Source organism: Peptoniphilus grossensis ph5 (assembly GCF_000311825.1).
Taxonomy (GTDB): domain Bacteria; phylum Bacillota; class Clostridia; order Tissierellales; family Peptoniphilaceae; genus Peptoniphilus_A; species Peptoniphilus_A hominis.
Genome location: NZ_HE978570.1, coordinates 66,823 through 87,763, shown reverse-complemented (window position 1 = coordinate 87,763; position 20,941 = coordinate 66,823). Strand labels below are relative to the sequence as shown.

The window sequence follows — 20,941 nt, the reverse complement described above, 5'->3', positions numbered from 1 at the left end:
GAAATGGAATTTGGAATTTTATCGATAGTTCCTCCAATAGTTGCCATTGCCTTGGCACTAATAACTAAAGAAGTAATAACTTCACTATTAATTGGCATTTTATCTGGAGGACTTATTTACACTGGCGGAAATATTATTGCCGCCTTGGAAACAGTTTTTGATTTAATGGGAACTAAGCTAGGCGACAACGCTTTAATGTTAGTCTTTTTGACTATGCTTGGCTCTCTAGTAATGGTAATGAACATGGCGGGAGGGTCATTTGCCTATGGAAAGTGGGCAAGCAAAAAGATCAAGAGCAAAAAAATGGCGAAGCTTGCCACAGCTTTTCTTGGAATGTTAATTTTTATAGACGACTACTTTAACTGCTTAACTGTTGGTGCAGTTATGAAGCCAATTATTGATGAAAATAAAGTATCAAGGGCAAAACTTGCCCACATAATTGACTCCACTGCAGCCCCTGTATGTATTCTTGCACCAGTTTCATCTTGGGCGGCTTCTGTAGTTGCAGTAATAGGAGATACTGGAGTAAAAAATCCTATGAGCGTCTTTCTTTCAACAATACCAATGAATGTCTATCCAATTTTAACATTACTTATGATTTTATATTTTTGTACAACAGATATAGAAATGGGAGTAATGGAAAAGTATGAATTAAATGACACATCAAGAATAATTGAAAAAGAAGAAGTTGGCTATGAATATTCAAAGAATGGAAGAGTTTATGACCTTGTAGTGCCAATTGTAGTATTAATTTTTGTCACAGTAATGATGATGCTAAAGACTGGAGGATTTTTCTCTGATGGAGTGGGAGCAGCAGCTGCCTTTGGCGATGCAAATGTAAACTTGTCCCTAGTCATAGGAGCCTTCTTTGCCATAGTAGTTTCAGCCCTTCTTTATCTTCCGAGAAAACTCTTAAAGTTCGAAGAATTTATGAAGGGAATCGTAGAAGGAATGAAGACAATGGTATCTGCCATAGTAATTCTTTCCCTTGCATGGACTATTGGTGGCATCACAAGTGACGAATTTTTAAACACAGGATCCTACATTGCATCACTAATTTCTAACTCAACAATGCCAATGTGGCTTCTACCTGCAATAATTTTTGTTGTTGGAGCCTTTTTATCCTTCTCAACAGGAACAGCTTGGGGAACTTTTGGGATTTTAATTCCAATAATGGTGCCAATCCTAATGCACACAGACCACATGCACTTCTTGACAGTTGTCCTTGCAGCAATTTTTTCTGGCTCAGTATTTGGAGACCACTGCTCACCAATTTCTGATACAACAATTTTGTCATCAGCAGGAGCAGGTTGCGACCACATAGCCCATGTGTCCAGTCAGCTTCCCTATGCAATTAGCGTAGGCTGTGCCTCAGCTCTTGCCTTCTTAATATCAGGCATAATAGGAAAGCCTGGACTTACACTTCCAATTGGAATAGTAATACTTGCAGCAATTGTCTTTGTCCTAAAGAGAATGACCATTAATAAATATTTAAAAAATGAAAATTAATTTTTAAGGCTAACTTTCCAGTTAGTCTTTTTTTATAGAATTTTACAAAGATATAATTTTTGTCAAAAAATTGCATTTAACTATTTAAAAAATTTGCAATGTGGTATATATTTTAAAGGAGAAAGTAAGGGGTGCATTATGAGCTTTCAAATTGAAAAGAAAAATATTTTAGATTACGAAGTTGACGCAATAGTGAATGCAGCAAACGCTGAATTAAAAAGAGGCGGCGGAGTTTGCGGACAAATTTTTAAAGAAGCAAATGACAAAGGCTTAGAAGAAGAATGTAATAAACTTGCACCGATAAAACCAGGCCAAGCTGTTATTACAAGAGGCTATAATTTAAAATCAAAATACATAATTCATTCAGTGGGACCAATTTATTTTGATGGAAAGCAAGGTGAAAGAGAAACTTTAGAAGCAGCCTATAGGTCTGCCCTTTCCTTAGCAGTGGAAAATAATTTAAAGAGCATTGTTTTTCCACTCCTATCATCAGGCATCTATGGCTATCCCCTTGATGAAGCAGCAGAAGTGGCAGTCTACACCATAAGAGATTTTATAAAGGACAAGGATCTCGATGTGACAATATCTGCCCTTAACGACAATGTAGTAAAAGTTTTGAAAAAGAAAAACAAAGAATGGATTGAAAGATAAAATTCCATGAAAATTTTTTAGGAATGAAATGAGAAAAGGACCTGCAGAGCAGATCCTTTTTTTAGTATAATAATCTCTTTATTTCGTTTCTCATTCTTATTTTGCCAGCGTGATAAAAAACCTTGCCTGCCCTCTTGGGATTTAAGAGGGGCATAAGTTTTATTCTTCTCCTTCTTCTTTTTGGCTTTATAAGTTTTATAAAGGCTATTAGTTTAATTAGGCTCTTTAATTTTTTCATATTTCCTCCTATTTTTTCTTCTTACTTGTTTTACTTGTCTTTATCTTATCTGAAGATTTTTTTGACTTTTCTTGCTTTGATGATTTTTTAGCCTTATCTTTTTTTGGTGAATTATTTTCTTCTTCGCCAAATTCATTATACCATTCTCTAGTGTGAACATCGCAGTGTTCCTTTGGAAGAGTCATATAGTCGTCAGGATAAATTCCGTAGTGGTCCTTGGCGTCGTACTTTTCCTTTCTCTCGAAGCGAACTGTGTATAGGACTGACTCACTTGGGCAAAACTGCGTTGCAAGTTTATTGGAGTCCTTGCAAATTAAATATTTTTTAAATAAGTCATCTTGCTCACTTGGCTCAGTGCCAGAAATATATTTTTCGCTGTAAGATGCGCCAGCGTAATCGCTCATCTTTGTTGCAAGTTTGCCGCTCTTTGAAGAAATTTTTCTCGTGACAATATAGGATGGGTCTTCGTCAAAATTTTCAGCCTTGCTCAAATTTTTTGACATTGTGTTAAATAAGTCAATTGCCGCTGACTTGTCTGATGCAAGAGAAATTTTTGGTGAGTCTGCTCCTAGCCAAAGGGAAATTGTGTGGCTCTTGTTAAAACCATTGACAAAATAATCTGAATTGACCTTGTTTTGTCCCAAGTAAGCGCCAGTTTCTGACTTGCCAATGTGGGCGCCCCTTGCGTTGCCCCTATCGCTATTGGAAATAAATACATCCTTTAAAAGGTGAGAAGTCTTTTCGTCAAAAAGTTTTTTCTTCTTGTTGGAGTTGTCAATAATTATATTTCCACTTGGGTCTTCAATTTTTAAAATTGCCGTTTCTTCCTTGTAGACTCCGTCATTGGAAATTGTCTGATACATCTTTGATAATTGAGAAAGACTTATGCCAACTTGCATATTGCCAAGGGCAAGAGACTCCAAGTTTTCGTCATTTTTCTTTTTGTTGTCCCTGTGGTCTATAAAATAATCGTCGCCATCTTCTCTTATTATTTCAAATTTTTTAAGGACATCTATGGCCTTGTCCTTTCCTATTTCCTTTAGGACTTCTGCCGCAATGACATTGGAAGAATTTTCCATGGCAAGGCGAAGAGTCATGAGACCCTTAAAGGAATCATAATAATTGTGTGGCCAAAACATTCCGTCAACAGTTGTTGGCACATCGTCATAAACATCGCCAAGAGTTTTTCCCTCCATAAGGGCAGGTAGGTAGACAGAAAAAGGTGTTAAAGAAGAGCCAGGTTGCCTGTAGGAGTCTGTTGCACGATTTAAAATTTTTGCATTCTTTGTCCTTACATCAAGGCCGCCAATTATTCCCTCAACAAAGCCACTGTAATTGTTGACAACAATTATGGCAGATTGTGGTTGCATAAGAGGGCTTGGGTTGAAGTCAAAATATTTATTTGAAATAATCAACTTGTCATTTTCGACTCTATAAAAGTCTAGATAGTCCTTTAAGTAGGATCCGTCTATAATTAAATAATTGTTTTTAAGTTCTCCTGCACCTTCTTCAATTTTTAGACCGCCAATTTCATAGGTGTTTAAAATTTTATTGTCGTCAATAATGTAGGCGTCTATGATGTCAATTTTTTGTCCCGAGTCCTTGAAGTAAAGGCTCTTAATTTTCAAATCGCCATGAGAGGAGATGCTGTAAGATGATTTTGGAATCACCAAATTAAAATTTTCATCTAAAATATTGTTGCGAGCGAAGTATAAAATTTCGTCGCCAAAGATGATGTTGTTGCCCTCATCAAAGTTTAAGTTTAACATCCTGCTGCCGCCACTTGATGACCTATTTAACAAAAAGTTTTTGAAGTTTTCGTACTTGTCTTCTAAGTCCTTTTGAATATTTTCATCAATTGTGGAGTAAACCTTGTAGCCACCAGTGAAAAGTTTGTGCTCGCCTTCTTCCAAAGATGTCTTATAAAAATCAGCAAGGTACCTAGAAGCCTCTTTTTTTATGTAGTCAGTGGAATAGGTAGACATTGTGTGATTTTTAAAATTGCGAGGGTTTAGGGCGCTTACTATGTCATAATTTTTTGCACGCTCATAGTCCTTGTCGTCAATGTAGCCAAGCTCGTGCATTCTCATTAAGACAGTTTTTTGCCTCTTAAAGGCGTCATCATTTAAAACCATGTAAAGGTCCTTACCGTCAATTTCACGAGTGCCAATGACCTTATAATCCTCCTTCAAATATTCTTGGGGAACAGATTTAAAGGGCGAATAATTTGTTGGGGACTTTGGTATGCCGGCAAGAAGGGCAGCTTCTGCAATGTTAAGGTCCACTGCATCCTTAGAAAAATAAGTTTGAGCAGCTGCTTCAATTCCATAGGCGCCTTGTCCCAAGTTGATTCTATTTAAGTAGGCTTCCAAAATTTCATTTTTGTCTAGGACATCTTCCACGCGTAGAGAAAGGTAAGCCTCTTGAATTTTTCTGCCAAGAGTTTTTTGGTTAGTTAGATAAACTGAACGCACCAGTTGCTGAGTTATAGTTGATCCACCACGCAAAAGAGAGCGAGACTTTATATTTGCAGCAATGGAAGATGCAATGCCAATGGGGTCCAGACCCTTGTGCTTATAAAATCTGTGGTCTTCAATGGCTATGAAGGCATTTTTCACATTGTCGGGAATGTCATCTATGTCAATTAGTGTTCTATACTCAAGAGATTCAATTTTTTCAATTAAATTTCCATCTTTAGAATAAATATAGGAGCTCTGATTAAAGGAAGAACTCAAATTATTTAAGTCTGTGGCAGGAGTTTTTGAAATAATTGAAACAATAAGTGCTGAAAAAAATGAAATAATTAAAACAAAAACTAAAAGCAGAATTAAAAGTCCGATTTTAATTTTTTGACCCTTATTTAAATTTTTAAAATTATTTTTAAAGTGTGCAAAATTTTTCATAGTTACTCCTTTTTTCAATTATAACATTTTAAGAAGATGATTACTATTATGTTAATAAGCTAAATAGTATTAGCTTATTTTTTTATGACAGCATTATGTAGTATAATGTAGTCATGGATAATGTTTATTTAGAGAATTTAAATTCAAATAAAAAATTAGAGAGAGTTATTATTGTCGGCACAAATATTGGCGCCTACCCTCACAGCCTTGAGACTTCTATGAAGGAGCTTAGTGACCTTGTCTTTGCAGATGGGGCAGAGGTTGTTGGTGAAGTTACGCAAAATATTTTAAAGTTCAATCCAAAATATTTAATTGGGTCAGGTAAGGTTGACGAGATAAAGGAAATGGTTGAGCTCTTAGAAGTTGATGCCGTTGTCTTTAATGACGAGCTTTCTGGCATACAAGTTAGGAACTTGGAGAAGAGAATAAAGAAAAAAGTAATTGACAGGACAAATTTAATCCTAGATATTTTTGGACTTCGTGCCACAACTTATGAGGCTAAGCTTCAAGTTGAGCTTGCCATGCTAGAATATCAACTGCCTAGACTTCTTGGCATCGACGGATGGTCAAGGACTGGCGGTGGAATTGGTACCAGAGGACCTGGTGAACAAATTATTGAAACTGACAGGAGAAGGTTAAAGAGAGAAATCGACAAGATTAAGGAAAAGCTTGACAAGGCAAAGAAGACTAGAGACACCACAAGGACTAGAAGACTTGATTCCAATATTCCCATTGTCTCCCTTGTTGGCTACACCAACGCAGGCAAGTCCACAATCTTAAATAGATTAAAGGATGAAGACTCAGGAGAGGTCTCTGTGAGAAATATGCTCTTTGAAACTCTTGACCCATCTTCAAGAAAGGCAAGGCTCCTTTCTGGTCGTGAGTTTATAATTTCTGACACTGTTGGTTTTGTTTCCAAGCTTCCCACAAAAATCGTTGAGGCTTTTAAGTCGACTCTTGAAGAAATCAAGTATTCAGATCTAATTCTCCATGTCATCGACGCATCAAGTGAGGACTTAGAAATTCAGTACAAGACTACTATGTCTATCTTAAAGGCCATTGATGTCTTAGATAAAAATATAATCACAGTTTTTAACAAGGTTGACAAGGTAAATACAGAGGACATAAATCTTCCCCTAAAAGTTTTGCCAGAGAAAAAGATTTATATTTCTGCCAAAAATGACGAGAACATGGATGGGCTTTTAAAGATCATCGAAGACAATCTCAAGGAAAAATATTTTGATGTGAAATTAAAATTTGCCTACAGCGACACAGATTTACTCTACAAGTTAGTGGAAAAATTTGATGCAAAGCCTCTTTATGAAGATGACGGAATTTATTTGGAATTAAAGCTAGAGGAAAGGGAATACGAAAAAGTAAAGGATTATGTTGTAAATGTATAATTCTATTTTAAAAAATGGAAAAGCTGAAATTGAAATAAAAAAATCTATTTTCATTGGAAGAGCTTTTTTCGTAAAAAGTGAAGAAGAAGCTCTTGAAATTTTAAAAGATGTAAAGGAAATTGAAAGGTCTGCTACTCACAACTGCCATGCTTACATTATTGGCGAGGATGGACTTACTCAGAGGTATTCTGATGATGGAGAGCCTTCTGGCACGGCTGGTGTGCCCATGCTTGAAGTCCTAAAAAAAGAAGACATGAGAAATGTCCTTGTCATTGTCACTCGTTACTTTGGCGGCACAAAGCTTGGAGCAGGTGGACTTGTCCGCGCTTATACTGATGCAGTTGTAAAGGCCCTTGATGAAGGCAAAAGAGTTGTGAGGAAAAATTTCACAAGGACAAAAATAATTTATGATTACACCTTTCATGGCGCTATAATTAATTTACTTGCCAATGAAAATTTTAAAATCATTGAAGAAAATTACACAGATAAGGTTGAGGCCACAATTGATATTGCAGATGACAAAAGCATTTTAGACAAAATTAGAGACTTGACCTCTGCAAATTTTATAAGTGAAGACTTAGAAGAAATTGAACTTCCAACTATTGAGGGAAAAATTATTTATTAAAAATTAGGAGACATTATGGATTATAAAAAAGTTACAGAAGATTTAGTAAAATGGGTAGGCGATTATGCAAAAAAAGTTGGCGCCAAGGGATTTATTTTTGGCCTATCAGGTGGAATTGATTCAGCAGTTATTGCTGCCATAGCCAAAAGAGTTTTTCCAGACAATTCTCTTGGTCTAATTATGCCTTGTGACAGCATAGATAAGGATAGAGAAGACGCCCTAAAAGTTGCAAAGGCAATAAATTTAGAGACAAAGACAATTGACTTGACAAGCACCTTTGAAGAGCTCATGAAGGCATCCTTTACATCAGAAAACAAGATGGCAAGGTCAAACATCAAGCCAAGACTTAGGATGACAACACTTTATTATTATGCCCAAGACCTTGGCTACCTAGTCCTTGGTCCATCAAATGCCAGCGAATGGTATCTTGGCTACTCAACAAAATACGGCGACTCTGGTGCAGACATAATGCCAATAGCAAATATTTTAAAGACAGATATTTTTGAAATAGCAAAGGAACTTGGACTTCCAGAATTTATAATAAATAAAAAACCATCAGCAGGACTTTGGGTGGGACAAACTGACGAAGATGAAATGGGCTTTACTTATGAAGTTCTCGACTCCTACGTTAGGGGAGAAAAAGTTCCAGAAAAAGAAATAAAAGAAAAAATCGACAGGATGCACAAAAACTCTTCTCACAAGAGAGTCATGGCTCCAAAATTTGAAATTTAAAAGGGTGAAATTATGGGAAATCATCAACTTAGAAATTTATCAATTTTATTGGTCATAATGGCAATTTTTGATTTGTATAAATATTTTACTTCTGAAATAATTATTTCAGACTTGATCTACAAATACATTTTTGTCATTGGAGTTTATCTAATAACTTGCTTTGTTATCTATGTCATTTCAAGGAGAAATGGTTAAGATGAAAGACTACATCAAAAATGCCCTAGTCTTATTTGCTTACTTAATACTTGTGAGAAAATTTTTTATTTACAAGTTTGGGACCTATGAGGGAGAAAAATTAAAAATTGCCCTAATAGCCTTTGCCTTGTACCTCTTAACTTACTTTGTCATAGAAAAAATAAAAAATAAAAAAGAAAATTAAAATTTACAAAAACATCACAATATTTTTACTGTTAATAAAAAAGTTTTTACTAAAATTTATTTAATAGAGATGCAAATGTTAAAAGAAAGAGTTAAAAATCTTCATAAGACAAAATAATAATTCCGTATAGAACTGATTTGTAAATTTACAAAAAAATTACAATATTTTTACAGGTAATAAATAAATTATTTATATAATTTGTTCAAAAACAGATATATTTTTAGGAGGATAAAATGAAGGAATCTATAGTTCCAACAATTGTATTAGGTTGTGTTTTACTTACAGTTCCTGCATTTGCAAAAAATTCTGATACAGTTAATAATCAATATAGAGAACAAATCATAGAGTATACTGATAAGGAAGATAAAGAAATCATTCCTTATGGCATGGTTATTACTACAGGCTCTTACAGAGGAATTGAGTATGAAAAATATTGTCAATTGACGAAAGGGAATGGAAGTAAAGTAAACTTTTGGATAAGAAATAATGGCAGGTACCCTGTTGTTATAAAAATTAATGGTGGAAATGCTGTTACTGTAAAAGCAGGAGGACAAGGCTATACATCAACTTCAGTCGGAAGATTTAGTAAAGATTATAAGTTTACAGCTAGTTGTCCTCAAGGTGGAGACATAAATATAGATTTTAGAATTGTTCAAAGAGATTAATTTTAATAGTTCCAAGAATCTTATAATTTAAAATTGCTATATCTGTTTTTTAATGCCACGAAGTATTTTTTTTGTGGCATTTTTTGTAAATTAAGATTTGGAGGTTTAAAATGAAGAAAAAATTTTTAACTGTTATTGCTGTTGCTTTAGCTTTGATAAGTTTATCAGCATGTGCAAAAAAGACTAACGGTGTAGAAGAAGAAAATAAAAAAGAAACTGCAGAAAATATCAATCAAAAAAAAGAAGATGACAAAAAATCTAATGAGCTATACCTTGTTGACAATGGAAGTCAAAAAGGTTTTGCTTTCCAACAAGAGCGCTCTTTAGAAAAGTTCAATGGAAGTGAAGTGAATTTTTGGATAAAAAATAAGGGTGAATATCCAGTAGAAATTAAAATAAATGGAGAATACCCTGTAATTGTTGAAGCTGGAAAAGATGGAGAGACATCTGCTCCAATAAAAAAAGATAAAGTTGATTATAAATTTTTAGCTAGTCCTACTGAAGGCGGAGAAATCGACATAGATTTTAAAATTGTTCAAGGGAATTAAGTAAAAAATAAAAAAGAAAATTAAAATTTTTCTTGACAAATAATTTTCCTGTGCCTATAATACTTTCTAATAAAATAATAAATGCGAAGAAAGAGAAAAAGGTATTTAATAAGTCTCAAAGAGAGTGGGGATGGTGAGAGCCCACAGACAAGTTAATATCATATATTCACTCTAAAGCATGAAGATTGAAAACAAGTAGATCTTCACGGCAGTCACCGTTATCATGGACTAGAGATTGTTAGATCTTTATTGAGGAAATATTTATATTTCGAACTTAGGTGGTACCGCGAATCCTTCGCCCTATATGGGGTGAAGGATTTTTTTATTATTTTAAATAATTTTTTGGAGGACAAAAATGAAAAATTTAAAGAAAATGGTAAAAGTTCTTGTATTAGGTGCCCTTGCTGCATCCCTTGTTGCTTGTAGTGGAGACAAAAAAACAGAAAAAGAAGATGGAAAAATAAAAATTGGAGCAATTCAATATATTGAACACGTGTCCCTTGACAATGCCCTAAAGGGTTTTGAGGATAGGTTAAAGGAAGAAGGCATTGAGGCAGAAGTTGAAGTGGAAAATTTGCAAGGCGACCAAGCTTTAACTACTACTGCACCAAAAAAATTTGAAGGCGATGACTACAAATTAGTTTATGCTATTTCTACTCCAGCTGCACAGGGAGCAAAGACTGCTCTTCCTAATAAAAATATTGTCTATTCAGCAGTTACTGACCCAGTGGAAGCAGGACTAATTGAAGCGCCAGATAAAATTACAAACATCACTGGTGTTAATGATGCAGTTTCTGCCAAGGCTCAAATCGAATCCTTCTTAAAAATTTATCCTGACATAAAAACTATAGGAACAATTTTCTCAACTAATGAAGCCAATTCAAAGGTACAAGTGGAAGCTTTAGAGAAGGCTTGTGACGAGCTTGGACTTAAACTTGAAAGTGTTGGAATAAATAATATTAACGACATTGGTCAAGCTCTTTCAACTTTAACTGGAAAGATCGATGCTTACTATGCCCTAACAGACAATACAGTTGCCTCAGCTGGTCCAATCGTTGCTGAGCACTTGTTAAAGGACAAGGTGCCATCTATTTCAGCAGAAGAGGGACAAGTTTCTAAGGGACTACTTATGAGCGAAGGCGTTGACTACTACGAACATGGAAGACAAGCAGCTGATCTTGCCATAAAAATTTTAAAGGGCGAAGACATTAAAAACATTCACGCAGAGGACAACAAGACTTCAAAGAAAAAGGTAAATGGAAAAACTGCAGAGGCTCTTGGACTTGACTTAAACAACGAAAATTTAAAGGATGCTGAAATTTTAAAATAAAAGGAATAAATTTCATTCAATAAAACTAAATAAAAAAATTTTTTGGGAAAAATAAAAAAAGACTTGACTTTGTTTTGCTACTAGATTATAATCATTTTAATTTAATAAAAGCGTTGAAAGAGAAAAAAGAATTTTTGATGATTTAAGAGAGTTGCCGTCTGGTGCAAGGCAATACACAAAAGTTTAATATACACTCTAAAGCTTATTTGTTGAAATTAGTAGGCAAGTACGGAAGCCACCGTTAACTGAGGCTAGAGGTTGTTAGACCTTAAAGTGAGGTAATCTTATTAGATTATAAAATCGGGTGGTACCGCGAAGTCAGTCTTTCGTCCCAATGTGGATGAAAGGCTTTTTTTTTATTTTATGGAGGTTTTTTATGAAATTTAGAAAGTTGTTTGTTTTACTTATTATGTCCCTTGTCCTTGTGGCTTGTGGCAAAAGTGGAAATAGTGAAAATGTGAAAGAAGAAACTGCTAAGGAAACTAGCAGTGCAAAAAAAATTGGTGTCATTCAAATTGCCGACCACATTGCCCTTGAAAGAGCGAGACAAGGTTTTGAAGATGAAATAAAAAAGACTAACCCAGATGTTGAAATTATTTCAAAAAATGCCAATGGAGATTTGACAGTTGTCCCATCAATTATTAAATCTTTTCAAGATAAAAAAGTTGATTTGATTTACGCAATTGCAACTCCAGCTGCACAAGGTGCAAAGAATGGCGAAAAGGAAATTCCAATTATCTTTAACGCAGTAACTGACCCTGAAAGTGCAGACCTATTAAAGAACTTGGAAGAACCTGAAGGAAATATTACAGGAGTTAGTGATTACTTCTCCATAGAAGCACAACTTGAAGAAATGATAGGAATTTTTCCAGATATAAAAAATATTGGCGTAATGTTTTCTACTAACGAAGCCAATTCAAAATTCCAAATTGAAGAATTAAAGAAAGCAGCAGCAGGCTTTGGACTAAATGTAGTTGAAGTTGGAGTAAATAATATTAACGATGTATCAACGGCAATAAAGACAATTGAACCAAAGATTGACATCTTCATGGCAATTACAGATAACACAGTTTCATCTGCATCAACAATTATTGCAGAATCTTTAAAGGCTGCAAAAATTCCTTCCTTTGCATCAGAAGAAGGACCTGTTGAAAATGGAATCTTAATTAGTGCAGGCGTTGACTATGTTGATCTTGGAAAGAAGGCAGCTGGCATGGCAAGTGAAATACTTGGCGGCAAAAAAGTTTCTGAAGTTCCAGTAGCTTTTTCAACTGAAACAAGAAAGGTTGTAAACAAAAAAACTGCTGATGCACTTGGACTAAGTGAAGACGATAATTTAATGAAAGATGCAAAGGTCGTTGAATAATAAATTCACGAAAATTTTTAGGAGGAAGAAAGTTGAATTCAGTAATAATGGAATCCATTGTCATGGGACTTATATTTTCCATATTGACAATAGGAGTAGTAATAACCTTTAAAATTTTAGATTTTCCAGATATGTCTGTGGAAGGTACCTTTCCACTGGGAGCCTTTGTCTTTGCAAAGATGCTAACACTTGGAATGAACCCACTACTTGCAATGCTATTTTCATTTATGGCAGGTGGCCTAGGCGGATATATAACTTATGTTTTGTTTAGAAAATTTAAAATTCAGGCAATCCTTGCAGGGATTTTGACTATGACATTTTTATATTCAGTTAACTTGAGAATCACTGGCACGCCAAATGTTACCTTCTTTGATTACAAAACTGTTTTTCAACTTTTTGAAAGCCTACCAAAGATTGTAATCCTAATTATTATGACCCTAATAATAAAAATTGCCTTGGACTGGTTCTTAAAGACAGAAAGAGGCTACCTCTTATTGGCAACGGGGGACAATGAAAGTCTAGTAAAGGCTCTTGGCAAAAATCCAGACAAGTATATAGCCATAGGTCTTATAATATCAAATGCCCTTGCAGCCTTGGCAGGAGCCTTAATGGCACAGTCAAATGGCTACGCAGACATTACTATGGGTCAAGCCATAATCGTATCAGCTCTTGCATCAGTTATCATTGGTGATGCCTTTTTAAAGAACGCAAACTTTTTAAATAGAACCACAAGGGCAATAATCGGAGCAATAATTTATAGAATCATTTACGGCATAGCCCTTTACATTGGACTTGCTCCAAGTGATTTAAAGGGAATAACTGCAATAATAGTAGTATTCTTTATAGTTTATAACAATGTCTCCTCCAAGGGGCTATCTGTATTAAAGGGAAAGAGGGAAGAAAATGCTAAAAATTAATAATATATCAAAAACTTTTTACAAGGGAATGGAAGAAGAAAATCAAGTATTTAATAACTTTTCCCTTGAAATCGAAGACAATAAGTGCGTTGCAATTTTAGGACCAAATGGCTGTGGCAAGTCCACACTATTTAACATGATAAGTGGTTCACTTAACCCAGACAAGGGAGAAATTCTCTTAGACGATGTGGACATTGCAAAATTATCTGAAGACAAGAGGGCAATTGACATTGGCAAGGTAAACCAAGACCCATCAAAGGGAGTTTGCCAAAGCTTAAATATTTTGGAAAATATGTCTATGGCATTTAAGAAGGGCAACAAATTTACCTTCAAAAAATTAATCGACAAGAACAACAATGAAAAAATAATTGAAAAACTAAAATCCATTGACCTTGGACTTGAAAACAAATTAAAGACACAAGTAAAATTTTTATCAGGTGGACAAAGACAATCACTATCTCTATTAATGGCGACAGTAAAAAAACCAAAGATACTTTTACTTGACGAACACACAGCAGCCCTTGATCCAAAGACATCAAAGTTAATCATGGATAAGACTAACGACTTAATAAAAAAAGAAAAGATCACAACACTTATGATTACTCACAACCTTAAGAACGCCATAGAATATTCTGACAGAATAATAATGCTAAATAAGGGTGAAGTTGTCCTAGACATCCTTCCAAATGAAGTCACAGAAGAAGAATTAAATAGAATTTACAACGAAAAAATTGAAGAATCAAATAACATTGAATCAGAAAAATTAAAAAGTTTAGAAAATATGAAACAAATAGAAAAAATCGCATAAACCTCATAAAATAATTGTATGGAAAAAAGTCCTACCTTTTGTCGGGTAGGACTTTTTCCTTAATGTAAAATTTTATTTTAAAGTGAGAGTGAACTCATCACCAATTGCTTGTTCTCCAATAAGCATTTCTTTGCCGTCATAGCTGTGGACTGTCACTCTGTATAATTGGCATTTTAGTGTTTTTATTTCATTTAAAAGTTCATCGGCAGTAACTTTGCTAGTGACTGGAGAGAAGTAAAGGTTGGATTTGTTTTTTTCTGCTTCACATGTTTCAAAATAAACAAATCTATCTTTGGAATCTCTGGCTTTTATTGAATAAATATATCCATCTTCGGTGTCAGGATAGGTTAGTACAATTTTTTGTGAAGCTGGGCTTGTAGTAAAGCTTTCAATGACAATATTATTTGTATTTGGAATAGTAAAGTCCTTTGCTATAAGATTTTTATTCATTTGCATTTGTGACATATCTATATTTGTTGAGAGACTAATTTTTTTCTCGTTTCCTAAAAATTCATCGAAGAAAAATTCTAAATTAACTTTGCCTTCTTTTGGCAAGGAGTCTTCTAAATCATATTTAAGAGTATAGACATTTACTTTTTTATCTTCAGGTAAAGTATATCCAGAGCCACTGGAGCTAAGAATTTGATTTTTCTTGCCATTAACTTTGAGTTCACTTAAGGAAACTTCTCCAGAGAGAATTTTTTCTGTGTCATTTAAGCTCAAAATTACAGTGTATAAATTATTATCTTCAATAATAAATTTATCAAAAATATATTTTTTGCCATTTATTTCAAAAGCTTCGTTTAAATTTACGCTGTACTCATCAACTTCCCTTGATAGTCCCATGGCATTAGATAAAGTAATTTTAAAGTTACTTGCTAATTCTCTTGTCTTAGCAAAGACATAGCCACCGGATGTGTAATTTGATATGCCAAAAACTAAAATAAGTGATGCTGCTATTGCCGCCACTTTTTTATTAAACTTATTTTTCTTGTTTTTTATTTTTAAGGATCTCACAGTTCTTTTTAGATTTTCTCTTTCAAAATCATTAAGAGGAACTTCTTCATATTCCATTTTCATGTCGTTTAACTCATCATAAATATTATTTTTCATAAAAACTTTCCCTCCATTTTTTTAAAAAATTTCTTCCTCTGCTAACTTTTTTATAGGCATTTGCTGTGGAAATATTTTGTTTAGATGCTGCCTCTTTATAGGAGAGCCCATGGATAAAAATATTTTCAAAAAGTTTTTTGTCTTCGTCATTTAAAAGTGAAAGAATTTCTTCTATTTCTAGATTTGAAGATAAATCTGAATCGACGATTTTTGAATCTTCATCTAGTCTAAGGCTTTCAAATTTAATTTCTTTTCTAAGGATATCTATGGCTCTATACTTAGCAACAAGGGCACACCAATTTTTAAAAGTAGACCTACTTGGGTCAAAGTATTTAATATTTTGCCATATACTTAAAAGTGCGTCATTCATGGCTTCTTCCCAAAGGTTTGGATATTTCCAAAGCGTTTTTGAAATAACACCCTTTAATATTTTTCCGTACTCTTCAATAAATATATAAAGGGCATCTTCATCTTTATTTTTTAGCCTTTCTATCAAGTCTTTATTATCCATATTTCCTCCTTCACTAATATATTCGTGATAGAGATAATAATTCTGACAAATTTTTAAAATTAGAATTTATGAAAAATAATTTTGAGCACAAAAAAACTACCTCGTTTTACAAGGTAGTTTCTAAAATTAATATTTAAGTTCTTTACTTGAATATATTGTGTAAGTCAATACTATCATGAGGATAAAGATTACTGCATTTGCTATTATGCCAAATAGGTTTAGGTCTGCACTGACAAAGCTACAAGGTCTAAAGGCTTCGTTAGGGAAGTAAGATACAACCATGCCAAATACATCGCCCATAACTTTTCCAACAATTGTAAGTAGTACAATTAAGAATACAAATAGGGCAGCTACTGCATCTTGGTGTAGTGAAGATTTTGACATTGAAGAGAAGAAGTAGCCAATGGACATAAATACTAGACCTGAGCCAAGTAGTCCAACGAAAACTTTTACTACTGCTTCAAAAATTTCAAAGCTTGTTATTTCAGCAGCATCACTTGCTCCAATTCCTATGGAAGAAATTCCAAGAACAAGTCCAACTGTTGCAAGTCCCATAATTATTAAAAATAAGATGTAAGTCAACAAGTTGGCAGCAATTTTTCCTGTTACGATTTCTGATTTTGAAATTGGATTTGAATAAATGTATTCAATGTTGCCAGAGCTTTGTTCCTTAGCAAGGGAACTTGCTCCAAGTTGCATTGCAAATACAAATATTAAAACTGCAAGGTAATGGTAAACAAGGGCAAGGTAATCGCCAATATTTACTATATCCATGCCTTCATAAACTCCCAAAATATTTCTAGTTGGCTCGTTAAAGCTTTCCATAACTGAATTAAATAGTGAGTTCATTTGTGACTCTGCAAGGAAAGGATAGAAAGCAAGCATAAGTCCAAGTAAAATTATTAGGACGATTGCCCAAGATATCATCTTTGCAAAATTTGATTTAAATTCCATATTAAATATCATCTTTATCCTCCTTTAGCCTTGTCTCTTCTGTTGCATTAAAGACGCCTTCATCAGAGGTTTTAAAAATAATTGTATCGTCTTTTCTATTTTCTTCTGAACGGTCGTGGAAAATTTCTTTATTATCAACAAAGTTTTCCTCTAGCTTAGGCTCAACTTCATTAATTGTTTCTGGTTTTTCAATTTCTAATTCAGGAGAAACTTCTTCTTTTATTTCAGGAGAATTTTCTTCTCCGAGAACAACTTTATCTTCATCGACAAAAAGATTTGTCTTTGTGTTGTGAATTACATCTTTTTCAGAATTTTCTAAATTGACGCCTTCTACTTCGGAAAAATTATTTTCTGCATCGCTAATTTTTATTGTGCTTTCTGTCACTCCATTAACTTCGGAAGTTTCAAGACCACTTTTAGAAATTTTTTCTGTAGGAGTCTCTTCTACATCTTTTACTGGAGCAGGAGCTTTTCTTCTAGGAAGCTTTGCATTTTCTCCCTTGTAGTAAGCATTTACCTTGTCAGATAATTTTGCATCTTCAAGTACATAATTTTCAAGGGCTTCTTCATAGATCACCTTTGAAAGTTCAGGAAGGGCTCCATCATAGTAGAGGATTGTTTCATCTTCCTCATCCTTAATAATTCTTGCGCCAATAGATGTAAAGTAATTTAAATTTCCTCTGTAAGAGTCAATTTTTAAAACCTTGTCTCCAGCTGCCTTGACATTATTGTATTCAGTGTCTTGGATTTTTCCATCAGACAAGTAGGCAATTCTTGAAGAATATTTTTTTGCCTCTCTGAGAGAATCAGAGAGTAGTAAAACTGTTAAGCCTTCACTTTCATTTAATCTCTTTACATGAGAGAAGAGTCTATCTATATCCTTTTCTTCTAAAAATTTTGCTGGAGAGTCTAAAATTAAAAGTCTTGGTTTTATAACTAAGGCATTAATAATTGCAAAGAGTTTTCTTTCTCTATCTCTCAAGTCGCAAATGCGAAGGTTTGAATTAAATTCAAAATAATCACAAAGGACATCAATGTCTTCTGTGTTAGACAAACCATGTGCGCTAAGTGTCTTCTTTAATAAAGTATAAGATTTTATCTTTGAATCGAAAATCATATCTTCAGATACGAAGGACACAGTTTCTTTTATTTCTTTTGATTCCTTAAATGAATCCATATCATAAACCCTAATAGATCCACTACCAGGTTTTAAGTATCCCATTATAATTCTAGCAAGAGTTGTCTTTCCGGAGTTTTCTGTTCCAAGAAGAGAGAAAAATTCGCCATCTAAAATTTCTAAATTTAAATTTGATAAGACTTTTTCCTTGCCCTTGCGTTTTGTCAGGTCATTTATGACGATGGCACTCATACTATTCACCTCTTTAATAATTGATAAACTCATTATACAATAAAAAATAGCTAAATAAAAGGATAGAAAAATTATTGAAAAAGGAGCTTGTTTTTTTGAGGGAAAAGTAATATCATAGTAAATGAATAAAGCAAGCTAAAAATAATTTCTTGATTATTTAGGGGGCATTATGAAAAAGAAAATTTTATCTTTAATCTATCTAACAAGTTTTTATTTGGGTATATTGTCATTACTTGTAATGTTAATAAGTGTTTTACCTGGTATGATAAGAGGAAAATTATTTATTGATAATGATACTTTAATGCGCTTCTCTATAATATTATTATTTTTATTGGTTCTGGCATATCTAGTTGTTTTATCGATAAATGGAAATGAAAGAAAAATATTATTAAAAATAACAGAATATATTTCGATTTTCGTATATATATTCTTTATATTTTTCATTTTTATCAGAAATATTAATTATAATTATCCAACAGTTAATGTGATTCCATTTAAATCAGTTATAAATTATTTTTATGATTTTTTGACTTTAACAAGTAAACTAAATTATTTTTCTTTTTTTAAATTTATTATATTTCCAATTATTTATCTAATTCCAGTTTTTATTTTTATCAAAACTAAATACCATAGAAATTACTATATATTTATTTCAATTATTATTATTTCGTTAGAAGTGGTGAAATTCTTTATATACAAAAGCTTTAATTTAGACAATATCTTATTAGGTTTATTATCTGCTATTATTACAGCTGAAGTTATTTGTAAAATTCCGTTCAAGTTAAATTTAGTAGGTTTTAATGATAAAAAGGTTTTGTAAGAAATTTGTTTTAGTATCAATTATGATATTGATTTGCTCTTCTAGTGTATTTGCTACAAGCAATGAAATCGTTGATGGAAAAAAGGAGAGTGATGATTGTATCTTTAATTGGGCGAGTAGAGAAGATAGAATGAGCTCTGACGGTTCATTTGATTATTCCTTTTATCAAGGACTAGCTTCTGATAAATTCACATTAACTAATAGTTATACGACAATTTATTGTAATTCTACTTATGAAGGAACTACTTTTACACCAGCATTTGTTATTTCTTTATATGAGAAAGCGTATAGAAATTGGTCATACCACTATGTTGGAGAAAAAAATATGTCTTTAAATGGGTCAGATCGTGCTCAATTTAATAATTTACATTATATAGATGGAAAGTATTTTTTTAGAATGGACACAGATTTAACGAGGGGAGTCGATTCTCCGATACATGGATATGGAAAAATATCCAATTTTGGGGATAGGATATAAAATAAATATTCTATAGTTTAATTTGAAAATTTAATTTAAGCGGTAAATAATAGTGTTAGTCATAAAGATTAGCACTATTTTTTTAATTTACATACCTAAGCTTTCTAATTGTGATATAATTTTACTTTGAATGGAGGTTTTCTAATGAAACTTGGAATCGTAGGACTACCTAATGTTGGTAAGTCAACTTTATTTAATGCCCTAACAAGCGCCGGTGCTGAAGCTGCAAACTATCCCTTTGCAACTATTGAGCCAAATGTTGGGGTTGTAAATGTACCTGATGAGCGATTAGATGTGCTTGCAAAGTTGAGCAAGTCAGAAAAAATTGTTCACACTAATATAGAATTTTATGACATAGCTGGTCTTGTTAAGGGTGCCAGCAAGGGCGAAGGACTTGGAAATCAATTTTTATCAAACATTCGTGAAGTTGATGCCATTGTCCATGTAGTAAGATGCTTTGACGATGAAAATATTATTCACGTTGACGGCTCTATCGACCCTCTTCGTGATATTGAAAATATAAATTTGGAATTAATTTTTTCAGACCTTGAACAAGTGGATAACAGATATGGCAAGGTGGTAAAGAAAGCTAGAGCAGAAAAATCTCTTGCCAAGGAAAGAGATCTATTGGAAAAAATAAAATTAGCCTTGGAAGAAGGAAGACCTGCAAGAGAAGTTGAACTTGACGAGGAAGAAGAAAAAATTATAAAAAATTATTCTCTTCTAAGTGCAAAGCCAGTCATCTATGTCTGCAATGTGGCTGAAGAAGACATAAACAAGGAAGACAATGAATATGTAAAAAAAGTTAGAGCTTATGCAGAAAAATCTGGCGACGAAGTTGTTGTCATCTCTGCAGAAATCGAAGCAGAAATTGCTGCTCTAGACCAAGATGAAAAGGAACTCTTCTTGGAAGAACTTGGTCTCGATTCTTCAGGACTCGACAAATTAATTAAGTCTTCCTACAAACTTTTAGGCTTAATTTCATTTTTAACTACGGGCGAAATGGAAACTAGGGCTTGGACTATTAAGAAGGGCTCAAAGGCTCCAACAGCTGCAGGAAAAATCCACACAGATATGGAAAGAGGCTTTATAAAAGCTGACACTGTTAGCTACAAGGACTTAGTTGAGTCAGGTTCTGTTGCTGTGGCAAGAGAAAAGGGACTAATAAGAAGTGAAGGCAAAGATTATGTCGTAGAAGATGGCGATGTAATTGTTTTTAAATTTAATGTATAGGTGATTTATGATTAAAATGGTTTCTATGGATTTAGACGAAACTCTTTTGACTACAGATAAGGTCATTACAGAGAGTTTTGAATCCTTTGTAAAAAAACTAAAATCAAATAATATTATTCCAGTGGTAGCCACGGGAAGAGAATACTATTCTGCCCATAAATTTGTGGGAAACAAGGTTGACATAGATTTAATTTGCAACAATGGAAATGTAATTAGAGATAATTTATCTGGCAAGGTTCATTATGTAAATCCAATTAGTGACGAGGATTTAAAGAGGGTCATGGCCTTTGATGACAATGACAAAGTTTTTACATCACTTCACATAGAGAGATGACGGGATTGATCTTGTCTACAAGAAAAAGAATTTTACAAATTTTGAGGGCACTTAT

General features: G+C 33.5%; 23 protein-coding genes and 2 other annotated features. Of the genes, 17 read left to right on the top strand and 6 right to left on the bottom strand.

Annotation, left to right across the window (positions count from 1 at the left end):
- Nucleotides 1-3 precede the first annotated feature (3 nt).
- Complete coding sequence (locus HGPG_RS09635) at nucleotides 4-1,509, top strand: Na+/H+ antiporter NhaC family protein (protein WP_019125882.1); 1,506 nt, start codon at nucleotides 4-6, stop codon at nucleotides 1,507-1,509.
- Nucleotides 1,510-1,647: 138 nt separating this feature from the next.
- The gene (locus HGPG_RS09630; protein WP_019125881.1) at nucleotides 1,648-2,160 is read left to right on the top strand and encodes a macro domain-containing protein; all 513 of its coding nucleotides are present in this window, start codon (nucleotides 1,648-1,650) and stop codon (nucleotides 2,158-2,160) included.
- 61 nt (nucleotides 2,161-2,221) lie between these two features.
- Here the strand turns inward: HGPG_RS09630 and HGPG_RS10375 are convergent, their stop codons facing one another.
- Nucleotides 2,222-2,398: a hypothetical protein gene (locus HGPG_RS10375; protein ID WP_019125880.1), complete on the bottom strand. Its 177-nt coding sequence runs from the start codon at nucleotides 2,396-2,398 to the stop codon at nucleotides 2,222-2,224.
- Between the two features lie 8 nt (nucleotides 2,399-2,406).
- A complete protein-coding gene (locus tag HGPG_RS09625) occupies nucleotides 2,407-5,301 on the bottom strand; it encodes a transglycosylase domain-containing protein (protein WP_019125879.1) in 2,895 nt (964 codons plus the stop codon).
- A 113-nt stretch (nucleotides 5,302-5,414) separates the two neighbouring features.
- On the opposite strand from HGPG_RS09625, the gene hflX reads away from it, so the two are divergent.
- The 11 genes from hflX to HGPG_RS09570 all read left to right on the top strand — a co-directional run bounded on the left by hflX (nucleotide 5,415) and on the right by HGPG_RS09570 (nucleotide 14,074).
- Nucleotides 5,415-6,704 (top strand): GTPase HflX, encoded by a 1,290-nt coding sequence (hflX, locus tag HGPG_RS09620; protein WP_019125878.1) that lies wholly within the window; start codon nucleotides 5,415-5,417, stop codon nucleotides 6,702-6,704.
- A complete protein-coding gene (locus HGPG_RS09615; protein ID WP_019125877.1) occupies nucleotides 6,697-7,329 on the top strand; it encodes a YigZ family protein in 633 nt (210 codons plus the stop codon). The genes hflX and HGPG_RS09615 overlap by 8 nt, the downstream gene beginning before the upstream one ends.
- A gap of 15 nt (nucleotides 7,330-7,344) precedes the next feature.
- A complete protein-coding gene (gene nadE / locus HGPG_RS09610) occupies nucleotides 7,345-8,061 on the top strand; it encodes an NAD(+) synthase (RefSeq protein ID WP_019125876.1) in 717 nt (238 codons plus the stop codon).
- 12 nt (nucleotides 8,062-8,073) lie between these two features.
- Nucleotides 8,074-8,256 (top strand): hypothetical protein, encoded by a 183-nt coding sequence (locus HGPG_RS09605; RefSeq protein WP_019125875.1) that lies wholly within the window; start codon nucleotides 8,074-8,076, stop codon nucleotides 8,254-8,256.
- On the top strand, nucleotides 8,249-8,440 hold the full coding sequence (locus tag HGPG_RS09600) for a hypothetical protein (protein WP_019125874.1): 192 nt from the start codon (nucleotides 8,249-8,251) through the stop codon (nucleotides 8,438-8,440). Before HGPG_RS09605 ends, HGPG_RS09600 begins: the two co-directional genes overlap by 8 nt.
- Before the next feature lie 233 nt (nucleotides 8,441-8,673).
- A complete protein-coding gene (locus HGPG_RS10020; protein WP_019125873.1) occupies nucleotides 8,674-9,105 on the top strand; it encodes a hypothetical protein in 432 nt (143 codons plus the stop codon).
- A gap of 110 nt (nucleotides 9,106-9,215) precedes the next feature.
- A complete protein-coding gene (locus HGPG_RS09590) occupies nucleotides 9,216-9,653 on the top strand; it encodes a hypothetical protein (RefSeq protein WP_019125872.1) in 438 nt (145 codons plus the stop codon).
- Between the two features lie 77 nt (nucleotides 9,654-9,730).
- Nucleotides 9,731-9,959, top strand: a binding site (T-box leader).
- 49 nt (nucleotides 9,960-10,008) lie between these two features.
- A complete protein-coding gene (locus HGPG_RS09585) occupies nucleotides 10,009-10,983 on the top strand; it encodes an ABC transporter substrate-binding protein (protein WP_019125871.1) in 975 nt (324 codons plus the stop codon).
- 104 nt (nucleotides 10,984-11,087) lie between these two features.
- Nucleotides 11,088-11,320, top strand: a binding site (T-box leader).
- A 39-nt stretch (nucleotides 11,321-11,359) separates the two neighbouring features.
- On the top strand, nucleotides 11,360-12,349 hold the full coding sequence (locus tag HGPG_RS09580; RefSeq protein ID WP_019125870.1) for an ABC transporter substrate-binding protein: 990 nt from the start codon (nucleotides 11,360-11,362) through the stop codon (nucleotides 12,347-12,349).
- Nucleotides 12,350-12,381: 32 nt separating this feature from the next.
- On the top strand, nucleotides 12,382-13,266 hold the full coding sequence (locus HGPG_RS09575) for an ABC transporter permease (RefSeq protein WP_019125869.1): 885 nt from the start codon (nucleotides 12,382-12,384) through the stop codon (nucleotides 13,264-13,266).
- On the top strand, nucleotides 13,253-14,074 hold the full coding sequence (locus HGPG_RS09570; protein ID WP_019125868.1) for an ABC transporter ATP-binding protein: 822 nt from the start codon (nucleotides 13,253-13,255) through the stop codon (nucleotides 14,072-14,074). The genes HGPG_RS09575 and HGPG_RS09570 overlap by 14 nt, the downstream gene beginning before the upstream one ends.
- Before the next feature lie 72 nt (nucleotides 14,075-14,146).
- Here the strand turns inward: HGPG_RS09570 and HGPG_RS09565 are convergent, their stop codons facing one another.
- The 4 genes from HGPG_RS09565 to HGPG_RS09550 form a co-directional block, all read right to left on the bottom strand.
- Nucleotides 14,147-15,187: a DUF4179 domain-containing protein gene (locus HGPG_RS09565; RefSeq protein ID WP_019125867.1), complete on the bottom strand. Its 1,041-nt coding sequence runs from the start codon at nucleotides 15,185-15,187 to the stop codon at nucleotides 14,147-14,149.
- Nucleotides 15,177-15,698: a sigma-70 family RNA polymerase sigma factor gene (locus HGPG_RS09560; RefSeq protein ID WP_019125866.1), complete on the bottom strand. Its 522-nt coding sequence runs from the start codon at nucleotides 15,696-15,698 to the stop codon at nucleotides 15,177-15,179. Before HGPG_RS09560 ends, HGPG_RS09565 begins: the two co-directional genes overlap by 11 nt.
- A 126-nt stretch (nucleotides 15,699-15,824) precedes the next feature.
- Nucleotides 15,825-16,664, bottom strand: a complete 840-nt coding sequence (locus HGPG_RS09555; protein WP_019125865.1) for an ABC transporter permease subunit — start codon at nucleotides 16,662-16,664, stop codon at nucleotides 15,825-15,827.
- On the bottom strand, nucleotides 16,654-18,021 hold the full coding sequence (locus HGPG_RS09550) for an ATP-binding cassette domain-containing protein (RefSeq protein ID WP_019125864.1): 1,368 nt from the start codon (nucleotides 18,019-18,021) through the stop codon (nucleotides 16,654-16,656). The genes HGPG_RS09555 and HGPG_RS09550 overlap by 11 nt, the downstream gene beginning before the upstream one ends.
- 169 nt (nucleotides 18,022-18,190) lie before the next feature.
- Here HGPG_RS09550 and HGPG_RS09545 point away from each other — a divergent pair, with 169 nt between their 5' ends.
- The 4 genes from HGPG_RS09545 to HGPG_RS10625 all read left to right on the top strand — a co-directional run bounded on the left by HGPG_RS09545 (nucleotide 18,191) and on the right by HGPG_RS10625 (nucleotide 20,886).
- The gene (locus HGPG_RS09545; protein ID WP_019125863.1) at nucleotides 18,191-18,841 is read left to right on the top strand and encodes a hypothetical protein; all 651 of its coding nucleotides are present in this window, start codon (nucleotides 18,191-18,193) and stop codon (nucleotides 18,839-18,841) included.
- Nucleotides 18,822-19,319, top strand: a complete 498-nt coding sequence (locus HGPG_RS09540; RefSeq protein ID WP_019125862.1) for a hypothetical protein — start codon at nucleotides 18,822-18,824, stop codon at nucleotides 19,317-19,319. Before HGPG_RS09545 ends, HGPG_RS09540 begins: the two co-directional genes overlap by 20 nt.
- A gap of 144 nt (nucleotides 19,320-19,463) precedes the next feature.
- Nucleotides 19,464-20,552 (top strand): redox-regulated ATPase YchF, encoded by a 1,089-nt coding sequence (ychF, locus tag HGPG_RS09535; protein ID WP_019125861.1) that lies wholly within the window; start codon nucleotides 19,464-19,466, stop codon nucleotides 20,550-20,552.
- Nucleotides 20,553-20,559: 7 nt separating this feature from the next.
- On the top strand, nucleotides 20,560-20,886 hold the full coding sequence (locus HGPG_RS10625) for an HAD family hydrolase (RefSeq protein ID WP_019125860.1): 327 nt from the start codon (nucleotides 20,560-20,562) through the stop codon (nucleotides 20,884-20,886).
- Nucleotides 20,887-20,941 lie beyond the last annotated feature (55 nt).